This is a genomic window from Rhizobium sp. WW22, from assembly GCF_047041135.1.
Taxonomy (GTDB): domain Bacteria; phylum Pseudomonadota; class Alphaproteobacteria; order Rhizobiales; family Rhizobiaceae; genus Rhizobium.
On record NZ_CP178198.1, the window covers coordinates 1,790,103 to 1,803,084 of the forward strand.

A 12,982-nucleotide genomic window follows, 5' to 3' on the forward strand; every position below is an offset into this window, starting at 1 on the left:
GCCGGCATATCCGCTCCGTGATGCAAAACGCGTATCAAGAGCTGCGAATGTGCACTTTTTGTTCTAATTTCGGCCCGTTTCTTTTGCCTTTCGGGGTAGAATCATTACATTGGGCCGCATGACCATTGGACATGACGACATTCCCTTCTTTGACGAGGAGCCGGAGCACGCCGCACCGCGCCGTTCTGCGCCGGCTGCCGGCAGCATTGGCGGCGGCATCGCGGCACGCGCCATGGCGGCACGCGACAGCGGCCGCCGGCCAGATTACCTCTCGGGCCTTAATGCCGAGCAGACAGAAGCCGTGGAAACGCTCGACGGCCCCGTTCTGGTGCTTGCGGGCGCAGGCACCGGCAAGACGCGCGTACTGACGACACGCATCGCTCATATCCTCTCCACCAACCGCGCCTTCCCCAGCCAGATCCTCGCCGTGACCTTCACCAACAAGGCGGCCCGTGAGATGAAGGAACGCATCGCGCTGCTCGTCGGCGGCGCTGTCGAAGGCATGCCTTGGCTCGGCACCTTCCACTCGATCGGTGTCAAGCTGTTGCGCCGCCATGCCGAGCTGGTCGGCCTCACCTCCAGCTTCACCATTCTCGATACCGACGACGTCATCCGCCTGATCAAGCAGCTGATCCAGGCCGAAGGGCTCGACGACAAGCGCTGGCCGGCCAAGCAGTTTGCTGGCATGATCGATACCTGGAAGAACAAGGGCCTGAGCCCCGCCGATATTCCGGAAGGCGATGCGCGCGCCTTCGCCAACGGCAAGGGCCGCGAACTCTATGCCGCCTACCAGAACCGCCTGAAAACGCTGAACGCCTGCGACTTCGGCGATCTCCTGCTGCATCCGATCAATATATTCAGGCAGAATCCCGATATTCTCAAGGATTATCACCAGCGCTTCCGTTACATCTTGGTCGACGAGTATCAGGATACCAACACGGCGCAATATATGTGGCTTCGCCTGCTGGCGCAGCGGCAGAAAGGCGAGCCGCAGAATGTCTGCTGCGTCGGCGACGACGACCAGTCGATCTATGGCTGGCGCGGTGCGGAAGTAGACAATATCCTGCGCTTCGAGAAGGATTTTCCGGGCGCCAAGGTCATCAAGCTGGAGCGCAACTATCGCTCCACCGAGCATATTCTCGGTGCCGCCGCGCATCTGATCGCCCATAATGAGGGTCGGCTCGGCAAGACGCTGTTCACCGACCGCTCCGACCCCGACGACATCAAAGTGCAGGTGCATGCCTCCTGGGATTCCGAGGAGGAAGCGCGCGCTATCGGTGAAGAGATCGAGCAGTTGCAGCGCAACAAGCACAATCTCAACGACATCGCCATTCTCGTGCGCGCCTCCTTCCAGATGCGCGAATTCGAAGACCGTTTCGTCACACTCGGCCTGAACTATCGCGTCGTCGGCGGTCCGCGTTTCTACGAGCGCCTCGAAATCCGCGATGCCATGGCCTATTTCCGCCTCGTCTGCCAGCCGGCCGACGATCTCGCCTTCGAGCGCATCATCAACACGCCGAAGCGCGGCCTCGGCGACACCACCGTCCGCGCTTTGCACGACTATGCCCGCGTGCGCGATATCCCGATGCTGGCGGCAGCGACCGACATCATCGAGACGGATGAGATGAAGCCGAAGGCCCGCAAGGCGCTGTTCGACGTCGTGCAGTCCTTCCGCCGCTGGCAGGGCCTGCTCGAAAACACGCCGCATACCGATCTTGCCGAGCAGATCCTCGAAGAGTCCGGCTATACGGACATGTGGAAGAACGACAAATCGGCGGAAGCGCCGGGGCGCCTGGAAAACCTGAAAGAACTCATCCGCTCCATGGACGGCTTCGAGTCCATGCGCGGCTTCCTTGAACACGTCGCCCTCGTCATGGATGCCGAGCAGAACGAGAATCTCGACGCCGTCTCCATCATGACGCTGCACTCCGCCAAGGGTCTGGAGTTCGACACCGTGTTTCTGCCCGGCTGGGAGGAAGGCCTGTTTCCGCATCAGCGCTCGCTCGACGAAAGCGGGCGCGCCGGCCTCGAGGAAGAGCGCCGCCTCGCCTATGTCGGCATCACCCGCGCCAAGCGCCGCTGCCACATCTGGTTCGTCTCCAACCGCCGCATCCACGGCCTCTGGCAATCCACAATCCCCTCGCGCTTCCTCGACGAACTGCCGGAAACCCATGTTCAGGTCGCCGAAGTCGAGCAATCCTATGGCGGATATGGCCGCGGCGGCTACGGCCAGTCCCGCTTCGACAAGGCAGATCCCTTCGCCAACACCTATTCGACACCCGGCTGGAAGCGCGCCCAGGCAAACCGCAACGATGCAACCCGCGACAACTGGGGCAGCCGCTCCGGCCATGCCGTCGAACGCATCAGCTACGGCGAAAGCGGGCCGAAGGTGCGCACCATCGACGGCGAGCTGGTGGCCAAATCCACCTCCTCCGAACCCTCCAAATTCGCCATCGGCGACCGCGTCTTCCACATCAAATTCGGCAACGGCAACGTCTCGGAAATCGAGGGCAACAAGCTGACGATCGAATTCGACCGCGCCGGGCGGAAACGCGTGCTGGATGGGTTTGTGGAGAGGGTTTGATCGGGAGCGATTCCGGGTTTGGGGCCATAGAATCACCTGCTGATGCGGACCGCGCATATACGAGGGTCGCGATGGAACTCCTCATCTTCCTCCACTCCGTCATCCTCGGGCTTGACCCGAGGATCCATGCACAGGCTTCCCATCAAATTCGTATTGTCCATTTGAGGTACGAACGAGAGCGCGGCGTGCTTGGCGGCGACAAAGTCGTCTGACACGGCAATCAATTACGCAACAAAGAGGCTTGTGCTTGGATCCTCGGGGCAAGCCCGAGGACGACGGAGTGTGGGGTATGCCGTCGGTGGCAAACGTGAGCACGGATCCGGCATCAATAGATCATCCGTCATCCCTAGCGGCCCTTGACGACCACTACCCCAACCAGCGTCGCACACGCATGGGTGGGTGCACTTACATCATCACCAATCACAAGCGAGGCACGCTATACATCGGCGTCACCGCCGATCTCGAGCGTAGCGAGGGCCTGACACCTGGCTTCGCTTGGAAATACGGATGCACGCGGTTGGTTTGGTATGAAGACCACGCAGACATCGTTTCAGCCATACAAAAAGAAAAATCGCAGAAACGCTGGTATCGACAGTGGAAGATCGATCTAGTCTAAAAAACAAATCCGGATTGGCGGGACTTATACGACGAGCTCTGGTGAATCCTCACGCTTCCCGGTAGCCTGCGCATCCCGATCCTTCAGCCACAACCCGAATTCTTTCACTACGGCGACAACCTTCTCCAGACGTCTCCCATCCTCTGTCAGCGAATATTCGACCTTCACGGGAACCGTCGGATAGACCGTCCGCTTGATAAGACCCGCCTCCTCCAGCGCTCGCAGATCAAGCGTCAGCATCCTCTGCGAAATGCCAGGCATCAGCCGTCGCAGTTCGTTGAAACGCTGGGGTCCATCAACCAGATAGGACACGATCAGCAGCCGCCAGCGGCCTCCCAGCAAGTGCATCGCCTCTTCCACGGAGCAACCTGTCACGGTCTTTTTCATCGCGCATACCTCATGTGCATGTCGGTATAATTTTTGTACCTAGATGTCAAACTTTTCTGTTCTTACTATTCTATACTGCAGGGATTACATGGTTCTGCGACAGTCTTTCCACGCGAAAGCTGGCACCGGAAACACCATGGAGACCCTCGTGAAGCTCTACTATCTGCCCGCAAGCTGCTCACTCTCGCCCCATATCGTCATCAACGAACTTGGCCTGGACGTAGACCTGATCAAGGTCGACCACGCCAGCCACAAGACCGAAACCGGACTCGATTTCTATGATATCAATCCGCATGGCTATGTCCCGCTGCTTGATCTCGGCGACGGCAATCTTCTGCGCGAGGGGCCGGCGATCGTCCAATATCTGGCGGATCTGAAGCCGGAGGCCGGATTAGCAGCCGCCCCCGGCACGATGGAGCGCTACAGGCTGCAGGAAATGCTCGGCTTCTTGTCGACGGAAATCCACAAGGGGTTCATTCCGCTTCTCTATGCGCGGCTCGCGGGAAACTATGTCGAGACCGCAAGGCCGAAGCTTGAAAAACGATATCAATGGATCGACGCGCATCTCGCCGACCGTACCTTCCTGATGGGTGACAGGTTCACGGTTGCCGACGCCTATCTGTTTGCACTGACAGGATGGGGTCAGGCTCCATGGCTGAAATCCTATTGCAAAGCCAGTATCCATTTCGACGGACTTCGTAATCTGGAAGCTTGGTATGGCCGCATGAGGCAACGGGAGGCCGTCCAGAAGTCCATCGCCGAGGAAGGATTGGCGTTCGACTGAGCCCGCAACGAAGCGACGGGAAAGCTATCGCGAGACACTACCGGTCTCGCGATGGCATCATTCAGTATCGCGTCATTAGGCAAGAGACGATCCTTCTGCCGCCAAGGCTTCTGCGCCTCGCTGCACGATCTCAGTTGCGCCCGCCGTTTGCCCTGATGATCTGGCCGTTGACCCAGCCGCTCTGCGGTCCGGCCAGAAACGATACGATCTGGGCGATATCCTCAGGCAGCCCGAGGCGCCCGAGCGGAATGTCATTGACCAGCCGCTGGATCAGTGCCTCTGGCCTTCCCTTGAACAGCAATTCGGTCGCGATCGGCCCCGGCGCGACTGCATTGACGGTGACCCCGCGCGGACCGAGTTCTTTGGCAAGAATATGGGTCATTGCCTCCACCGCCGCCTTGGTCGCCGCGTAGACGCCGTTGCCGGGGGAGTAGTGACCGATGATGCTCGTGGAGAGATTGATGATGCGGCCGCCATCGCGCACCCGCCTCGCCCCTTCTCGCATCCCGTTGAAGGTGCCAGTCAGATTGACGGCAACCTGCTGCCGAAAATCTTCATCCGAAACCTCAGCCAATGGCGAGAATTTGCTGATCCCAGCGTTGTTGACGAGTACGTCGACCTTTCCGAACTCCGCTTCGGCGCGATCGAACAATGCGGTCACGGCCGCGGCGTCGGCGACATCGGCACGGACCGCAATCGCGCGACCACCCGCCGCGGCGATACCGGCGACAACATCGGCGGCCTCTTCGGAACTCGATGCGTAATTGACGACGATCTGAAAGCCGTCGGCGGCAAGCTGCTTCGCAATGGCGGCGCCAATCCCTTTGGATGCGCCGGTTACGACCGCGGTTCTAATTTCGTTGGACATGCGTCAAATCTCCTTGTCGTTCGCACAAGCGCTCTCCGTCATGCCTGGGAACTCAATCCCGGCATGTTCGCTGAAATGCTTGTTTCGTTGGGTCGCGATTTGTAATATGAGCGATAATTCGCTTTTTGCTACTCGCATTCTAGGAACATGTCCGAAAGCCCGCTCCACAGCCGCGCCATGCCGAGAAAAGCGCCGAGACAAGCCCGCTCGCTTGCAACAGTCGAAGCGATCGTGGAGGCTGCGGCTCGCATTTTGGAAGAGCGCGGCCATGAAGCCTTCTCCACCAATGCCGTCGCGGAGAAGGCTGGCGTCAGCGTCGGCTCGCTCTATCAGTATTTTCCACGCAAGGATGCGCTGATCGGAGCCTTGATCCTGCGCGAGACGTCGCGCCTCGTCGCAGAAGCGGAAATTGCGGCCGACAAGACCACCGGCAGCGAGGCCCTATCGGCGCTCATCCTCCCTTGCGTCGAGCAGCAGCTTCGCCGGCCGGCACTAGCCCGCTTGCTCGACTTCGAGGAGGCGCGGCTGCCGCTCGATGCCGCCACCGAAGCGGTCAAACGGCGATTCTTCGAACTCACGCGCGCAACCCTGCTGCGACCGGATTTGCCGCCGCAGGCCGATATAGAAGTGGCAAGCCGCGACGTGGTCGCCATCATCAAGGGAATGGTCGATGCCGCAGGGGACCATGGCGACACGGATAAAAACCAGCTGGCTCTGCGCGTGAAACGCGCCGTTCTTGGCTATTTGCACAGCCTCGACTGACGTCGGCTGCGGGCCTCAATCGAATAGGCCGCCCAAAAACCGTAAGGCATGGCTGGACATTCCACTCTTGCAAGCGATTGCATTGCAGCATTGCAGAATCCGCATGCCTAGCAAGCTACCAATGATAATCCAATCGATTATATCGATTGAAGCGGCTTCGGGATTCTGCGTTTCCTGCGGGGGTTTCGGCAAGCCGCTGCCAGTTTCTTCTTTCGGCCCGTTCGGGCTTTTCGTCCGGCTCGAATCTCGAAGCCTGGCAACAACAAGAACCGAGGATAAAAAAGTGGCTGGCTCAGCAACAAGCTCTGCGCCCACCAGCGCCCGTGCATCCGCACGCCAAGGCCAGGGCAACTACCAATTCGCGCTCATCGCACTCACCTCACTCTTTTTCATGTGGGGCTTCATCACTTGCCTGAACGACATTCTGGTCCCGCACCTGAAAAGCGTCTTTCAGCTCAATTACACCCAGGCAATGCTCATCCAGCTTTGCTTTTTCGGCGCATACTCCATCATATCGCTGCCGGCTGGCACGCTCGTGAAGCGCATCAGCTATAAATGGGGCATCGTCGTCGGGCTTACGATCGCTGCCGTCGGCTGCGCCCTGTTCATTCCGGCCGCAACCTACCGCGTCTACGCCCTTTTCTTGGGCGCGCTTTTCGTGCTCGCCACCGGCATCACGATCCTGCAGGTCGCCGCCAACCCCTATGTCACCGTATTGGGACCGCCTGATACGGCCGCCAGCCGTCTGAACCTGACGCAAGCATTCAACTCCCTCGGCACGACGATTGCACCTTACTTCGGCGCCATGCTTATCCTGTCCGCCGCGACCGTTGCAGCCACCAACGCGACGCCGGAGCAGCTCGACGCCATGCGGCTTGCCGAGGCCGGTGCGGTCAAATTCCCCTACCTGCTTCTTGCTGCGGCGTTCCTGGTGCTCGCTGCCGTCTTTGCCGCATTGAAGCTGCCCGAGGTCGAAGATGAAGAAACCGTCGAGCCGATGCGCGGCGGCGGCTCCGCCTGGCAGTACCGTCATCTCGTGCTCGGCGCTGTCGGCATATTTGTTTATGTCGGCGCCGAAGTCAGCGTCGGCAGCTTCCTGGTGAACTTCCTGAGCCAGCCCGATATCGCCCATCTCTCCGAGTCCGATGCCGCCCACTATGTCTCCTATTTCTGGGGCGGCGCGATGGTCGGACGCTTCGTCGGCTCGGCAATCATGCGCCACATCGATGATGGCAAGGCGCTTGCGTTCAACGCCGCTGTCGCGATCATTCTTCTGCTGGTGACGGTGCTGACGACAGGCCATGTTGCCATGTGGTCCGTGCTGGCGATCGGCCTGTTCAACTCCATCATGTTCCCGACGATCTTCAGCCTGGCGCTGCATGGCCTCGGCAAATATACGAGCCAAGGCTCGGGCATTCTTTGCCTTGCCATCGTCGGCGGCGCGATCCTGCCAGTCATTCAGGGCGGTCTTGCCGATACCATCGGCATTCACCTCGCCTTCCTGATGCCGATCATCTGCTATGTCTACATTGCCTTCTATGGCCTCAAGGGCCACAAGCCGGCATAAGCCTTTACAAACCATCGCGCCTCGCCGTCTTCATCGGCGAGGCGCAAAGGGCTTGATCCGAAACGCGCCGCTTGGCATCGTGCGGCGCAACAAAACGGAAGGACAGGCCTCATGAAAGCGCTGCTGCTCATCGATATCCAGAACGGCTTCTGCCCTGGCGGCAATCTTCCAGTGCCTGAGGGCGATGAGATCGTGCCCGTTGCCAATGAGCTCATCGATAGCGGCAAATACGATCTCGTCGTCGCATCACAGGATTGGCATCCAGCCGGTCATGGCAGCTTTGCCTCTGCCCATCCCGGCAAGAAACCCTTTGAAATCGGCATGCTCTCGGGCAAGCCGCAGATGATGTGGCCCGACCACTGCGTTCAGAATAGCAAAGATGCCGAGTTTCACCCGGACCTCCATATCAACGCCGTCGATTTCATCCAGCAGAAGGGCCAGAACCCTGCAGTCGACAGCTATTCCGCCTTCCGTGACAACGATCAGGCCGCCCTCACCGGGCTGGCCGCCTATCTGCGCAACAGAGGCGTCACCGAACTCGATCTTTGCGGCCTGGCGACCGATTACTGCGTGAAATTCTCGGCACTCGATGCCGTTGAAATGCTGCCTGGCGTTACCGTCCGCTTCATCGAAGATGCCAGCCGAGGCATCGATCCCGCCGGCGTCAAATCCGCAATCGATGAGATGCGAGCCCGTGGTGTTGCCGTGATCAGCAGCAAGGATGCGCTTGCGTAAAATCGCGCAAGTCCAGCTAAACCTTCTCTAAACAAAATGATGCAAGCTGTTCCCGATCAATAAAATATCGGGTTTTGCGCGTGCAATCTATTGTCCTCAACGGGCGTTTCCTCGGCCAGCCCCTTTCGGGCGTGCAGCGCTTTGCGCGGGAGCTCACCTTGGCACTCGACCGCAAGATTTCCGCGGGCGCCCTGCCAGCCTCTCTGAAAGGCGTGCGCTGGCGGCTGGCCGTGCCGCGCAACACGCCTATCGATCTCAAGCTCTCCGCTATCGAAATCGACGAATTCGGCGCTGGGCCAGGTCACGTTTGGGAGCAGACGTCGCTGCTTTCACGCTCGCGCGGCAGCCGGCTCATCGGCTTCGGCGGCAGCGGGCCGCTTCTGCATCGCCGCCAGGCTGTCATCATTCATGACGTGACGATCTTCCGCCATCCGCAGTCCTTCAAGCGCAGCTACCGCCTGCTGCATGGCGCCCTTGGAACCGTGCTGACGCGCACTGCCAAGATCGGCACCGTCTCGGAATTCTCGCGGCAGGAGCTCGCCTCCGTCTTCCGGGTGCCATCGACTAGTATCGACGTCGTCTACAATGCCGTCGATCACTATGCCGCCATCGAGCCGGATGAGGCCGTCATGCTGCGGCTTGGCCTGAAGACGAACGGCTTCTTCCTGCTTGTGGGAACGATGAAACCCAACAAGAACCTCGATTTCGCGATCCGCGCTTTCGAGGCGCTCAAAGATACCAATCAGAAGCTCGTCGTCGTGGGCGGCTCCGCACCGACCGTGTTCAAATCGGACAGCCAGCAATCAAACGACAGCCTGCTCTTCCCCGGCCGGCTCGCCGACGCGGAGATCGCCGCGCTGGAGCGCCATGCCACGGCTTTCGTTTTTCCGAGCCTCTATGAAGGTTTCGGCATTCCGCCATTGGAAGCAATGACCCAGGGCTGCCCGGTACTTGCGGCCGATATCCCCGCTGTGCGCGAAGCATCGGGCGATGCCGCACTCTATTTCGATCCGTTCCGACAGGACGAACTCGTCGATGCCATGCGCAGGATCGTGACGGATGATACGCTCCGCGAAGATCTGCGCCGGCGCGGCTACGAGAACATCAAGCGCTTTTCATGGGACGGCAGCGCGGATCGCGTACTCTCCATGCTCGAAGCACTTTGAGAGCTTATGGCCGCACTTGCCGCTGGAACATAATGACGAAATAGCTATAGAGGCCGAGCAGACAGAAAAGCGCACCGCCAACCACGCCCCCGGCCACGAATATCCATAGCGAGTACCCAAAGCCGATCGTCGCCAGCACTGGCAGAGCGAGCCCGATGGCGGACAGGATAACGGGCGGCCAGACGAAATCAAAAGCAAGGGACATCATCACCTTCACACCGATCGCCATGGCACACAGCGCGCCGATCATGCCACCGGCCATAAGCGCAGCATCATCATACGAGCCGAGATAGCCGCCGATGATCGTGCCCGCATTCAGCAATACGCAATCCAGTGCCGCCAGCAGAAAGATCGTCAGCAACCGGTGCTGTAGATGCGCAGGGGTGGGCAGCATATTGGCCGTCAGCGCACGGCATGTCGCAAGGCCGATGACAAAGGGGGCGACGGCAAGAAACTCCTTGCGCAAACCAGCCGCGATGACCAATTGGCCGACCGGCTGCAATAGCGCGAAAATGCCGGCGGCCGTCATCAGCGTCAGACCGGTCAGCAGCGAATAATATTCTCCAAGCTGCTTGGTAAAGGCGGGCGTCGATCCATCGCGATCATAGGTCGTGACGACATCGGGATATTGTATGGCCTGCAGCGCAGAGACGATCAGGATAAAGGGTCGCTGCAGCAGATCAAGCGCCAGAAGTGCGCCGGCAGCGCCACCCGCTCCCAACATGGCCGTAAGGATGGACTTCAATCCCAGCGGCGTCAGCATGCCGATAACGGAGGCGCTCGCAGCGACGCTGCCATAGACGAAATGCTTGCGAACTCGCGCCTTCTCGAACGAAGCCGCCTCGTGAAGACTGTTGCGGGTCAGAAATGCGGCAAGGAGCCCATAGGCAAGATAGCCGGCCATCAGACCGGCGACAGTCCATGTGAAGGTCGGGGCAATCGCCGCGCCCGCAAGCGTACCGATCGCCAAAATCGTCGCACGCGAACCCTGCAGCCGCGAAAAGACGCGAAATTCCTGACGAAAGCGCAGCATGGTAAGATGCAGGTCGCTGCCGCCCTGGAAGATCGCAACCAGGCCGCCAAGCACGGCAATCTCTGCAGAGACAGAAAAGAAGATCGAGACGGAAGCGGCGATCAGGCAGATTGCCGAGCATGCCGCGAATTCTACCGTCAGCGCCTTGCGCTCCAGCGCCTCGCTCCCAGGCCCCTGCCCCGGATAGAAGCGGCTGCAGGCAAAGCGAACCCATTCGAAGCAGAGAATCGCCGCAAACTGGCTGATCGAGATGAACAGCGAATAGGCCGCATAATCCGCTGGCATCAGCAGATGCGCCACAGCGATCAGCAGCCCGAAAGCCACCGCAGCCTGATAGAAATATGCAGCCAATGCCACGATCTTCGCCATGGCTGCAGATAACAGGAAAAGATTGAGGAAAGCGCTAACCCCGGAAGGACAATTGCAGCATTCGACAGCGCGACCGCGCCTGATGGGCCGCCTTCGAAAACCGGGGGCATTTCATTCCTGAAAAACCTGCTCGCAACATTAGGCGAGCGGTATCCCCTATTTCCTGCTCGCTTCTCCTCTCATCCAGGCGATAACCGTCTCAAGGGCTGCGGATTTGCGATAGCGCGGCCAGACGAGATAGAAGTCGGATGGACCACTTAGCGACCCCTGGATAACCTGCGTCAAGCGACCTTCCGCCATATCTCGCGCCACGAAATCGCGGTTGGCAAGAACGATTCCCTGCCCGGCGATCGCCGCCTCGATCGCATGCGATGTCTGGTTGAAGCTGATCCCTTTATAGGAGGCGTGAGCCGCCCGCCCGAAATGCTTGTCGATGAATTCGGGCCAGGAATTATGGGCATCATGAAGAAGCGCGTAATCGACAAGCTCTTCCGCGGTCCTCGGCGGCTTTCGGTCCTGCAGCAATGCCGGGCTGCAAACGGCAATGATCTCTTGCTCGAAGAGCAGTTCAGTCGCCAGCCCCGGCCCGAAAGGTGGTCGCCCGTAGCGGACTGCAAGATCCACTCCATCAGCCTGGAAGCCTGACATGCGTTCCGTTGCAAGGATATGAAGATCGAGATCGGGATGACGAGCAGTAAAATCCGGCAGGCGCGGAATCAGCCATTTCGATGCGAATGTCGGCGTGGTGCTGATGGTGAGCCTGACGGGCTGCGCCTGAGATCGCCGGTCGCCTGCGCGATAATTTCAAAGGCACGCCTGATATCGGCTATATAGGCCCGTCCCTCGCCCGTTAGCGCCAAAGTCCGCGGCATTCGCTCGAACAGCTTTACGCCAAGCTCGGCTTCCAGCCCGCGCACCTGCTGCGCTACGGCGCCCTGCGTAACCCTAAGCTCCTCGGCCGCGAGCCTGAAGCTGCGATGGCGCGCGGCCACTTCGAATGCCTTCAGACCGTTCAGCGAGGGAAGTTTACTGGGTGAACCATTCATGCGATAGTTTTTCTACTGGCAAACAGGAGTTTATCTGCTTCGCTCTCGCGCGAAGACGATGATATTTCATCGATAATTTCGAGGCAATCAGTTCTAGCAGAACAAGATGAAGGAGGAACCGAAAATGTCGATAGAAAAAGTGGCAGTGATCACGGCGGGCGGCAGCGGCATGGGCGCCGAAAGCGCCAGACGGCTTGCCGCCGATGGCTTCCATGTCGCCATCCTCTCCTCCTCCGGAAAGGGTGAGGCACTGGCTCAAGAACTTGGCGGCATCGGCGTTACCGGGTCCAATCAGTCGAATGACGATCTCAAGCGCCTGGTCGATGCGACGATGGAAAAATGGGGGCGGATCGATGTGCTCGTCAACAGCGCCGGCCATGGTCCGCGCGCCCCTATCCTGGAGATCACCGACGAGCAATGGCACACCGGCCTCGACGTCTATCTGATGAACGTCATTCGCTCGGTCCGTCTCATCGCTCCTATCATGCAGAAGCAGAAATCCGGCTCGATCATCAACATCTCCACGGCATGGGTATTCGAGCCATCGGCAATGTTCCCGACATCGGCGGTATTCCGGGCGGGCCTTGCCTCCTACACGAAGATCTTTGCCGATACCTACGCCGCCGACAATGTGCGGATGAACAATGTCCTGCCCGGCTGGATCGACAGCCTGCCGGCGACCGAAGAGCGCCGTGACAGCGTGCCGATGCAGCGTTATGGCACCAGCGCCGAGATCGCCGCCACCGTCGCCTTTCTGGCCTCCGATGGCGCTGGGTATATCACCGGCCAAAACCTCAAAGTCGATGGCGGCCTGACCCGCTCGGTCTAGCCTCTGCAAAACAGCATCATCTCGTTTTCGCTCTCTCAGGCACCCCTTGGGAGAGTGATACTGTTTGGAGCACAACAGTCGAGATTAAATCGCCTTGGGTTGGCCTGCGAACCTTATAGCCTGAAAGCGAAACCGTCGCCGGTGGCGCGGGCGAATTGCCTTTTTGCACTGCACACGTTAGAAGTCCCGGCAATTTTGAGGGATGGAAACCGGCGATACGGAAACGGCATTGCCTG

General features: G+C 59.6%; 11 protein-coding genes and 1 pseudogene. 8 read left to right on the top strand and 4 right to left on the bottom strand.

The genetic code is table 11. From position 1 onward, the window contains the following. The first annotated feature begins 118 nt into the window (after positions 1 to 118). A complete protein-coding gene (locus ACK83U_RS08900) occupies positions 119 to 2,584 on the top strand; it encodes a UvrD-helicase domain-containing protein (protein WP_112605668.1) in 2,466 nt (821 codons plus the stop codon). A 391-nt stretch (positions 2,585 to 2,975) separates the two neighbouring features. Beyond that, positions 2,976 to 3,200 carry a GIY-YIG nuclease family protein gene (locus ACK83U_RS08905; RefSeq protein ID WP_112605664.1) on the top strand — a complete coding sequence of 75 codons (225 nt, stop codon included), beginning with the start codon at positions 2,976 to 2,978 and terminating at the stop codon, positions 3,198 to 3,200. A gap of 24 nt (positions 3,201 to 3,224) precedes the next feature. On the opposite strand, the gene ACK83U_RS08910 is transcribed toward ACK83U_RS08905, so the two are convergent. After that, complete coding sequence (locus ACK83U_RS08910; RefSeq protein ID WP_112411709.1) at positions 3,225 to 3,587, bottom strand: winged helix-turn-helix transcriptional regulator; 363 nt, start codon at positions 3,585 to 3,587, stop codon at positions 3,225 to 3,227. A 148-nt stretch (positions 3,588 to 3,735) separates the two neighbouring features. Here ACK83U_RS08910 and gstA point away from each other — a divergent pair, with 148 nt between their 5' ends. Continuing rightward, complete coding sequence (gstA, locus tag ACK83U_RS08915) at positions 3,736 to 4,371, top strand: glutathione transferase GstA (RefSeq protein ID WP_112605661.1); 636 nt, start codon at positions 3,736 to 3,738, stop codon at positions 4,369 to 4,371. A 130-nt stretch (positions 4,372 to 4,501) separates the two neighbouring features. On the opposite strand, the gene ACK83U_RS08920 is transcribed toward gstA, so the two are convergent. Next, entirely contained in the window at positions 4,502 to 5,239 is a 738-nt protein-coding gene (locus ACK83U_RS08920; RefSeq protein WP_112605294.1) for an SDR family oxidoreductase, read from the bottom strand. Between the two features lie 147 nt (positions 5,240 to 5,386). Here ACK83U_RS08920 and ACK83U_RS08925 point away from each other — a divergent pair, with 147 nt between their 5' ends. The 4 genes from ACK83U_RS08925 to ACK83U_RS08940 all read left to right on the top strand — a co-directional run bounded on the left by ACK83U_RS08925 (position 5,387) and on the right by ACK83U_RS08940 (position 9,469). Beyond that, positions 5,387 to 6,001, top strand: a complete 615-nt coding sequence (locus ACK83U_RS08925) for a TetR/AcrR family transcriptional regulator (RefSeq protein ID WP_112605291.1) — start codon at positions 5,387 to 5,389, stop codon at positions 5,999 to 6,001. Between the two features lie 283 nt (positions 6,002 to 6,284). Continuing rightward, positions 6,285 to 7,568, top strand: coding sequence for a sugar MFS transporter (locus ACK83U_RS08930; RefSeq protein ID WP_112605658.1), 1,284 nt, complete (start codon positions 6,285 to 6,287; stop codon positions 7,566 to 7,568). A 111-nt stretch (positions 7,569 to 7,679) separates the two neighbouring features. After that, entirely contained in the window at positions 7,680 to 8,303 is a 624-nt protein-coding gene (pncA, locus tag ACK83U_RS08935; RefSeq protein ID WP_112605288.1) for a bifunctional nicotinamidase/pyrazinamidase, read from the top strand. Between the two features lie 80 nt (positions 8,304 to 8,383). Continuing rightward, positions 8,384 to 9,469: a glycosyltransferase family 4 protein gene (locus ACK83U_RS08940; protein ID WP_112605655.1), complete on the top strand. Its 1,086-nt coding sequence runs from the start codon at positions 8,384 to 8,386 to the stop codon at positions 9,467 to 9,469. A gap of 4 nt (positions 9,470 to 9,473) precedes the next feature. Here the strand turns inward: ACK83U_RS08940 and ACK83U_RS08945 are convergent, their stop codons facing one another. Both ACK83U_RS08945 and gcvA read right to left on the bottom strand, forming a co-directional pair. Beyond that, entirely contained in the window at positions 9,474 to 10,859 is a 1,386-nt protein-coding gene (locus ACK83U_RS08945) for a hypothetical protein (RefSeq protein WP_412474823.1), read from the bottom strand. A gap of 168 nt (positions 10,860 to 11,027) precedes the next feature. After that, a pseudogene (gcvA, locus tag ACK83U_RS08950) lies at positions 11,028 to 11,917 on the bottom strand (transcriptional regulator GcvA). A 124-nt stretch (positions 11,918 to 12,041) separates the two neighbouring features. Here gcvA and ACK83U_RS08955 point away from each other — a divergent pair. Continuing rightward, positions 12,042 to 12,746 (top strand): SDR family oxidoreductase, encoded by a 705-nt coding sequence (locus ACK83U_RS08955; protein WP_112605652.1) that lies wholly within the window; start codon positions 12,042 to 12,044, stop codon positions 12,744 to 12,746. The last annotated feature ends 236 nt before the right edge of the window (positions 12,747 to 12,982 follow it).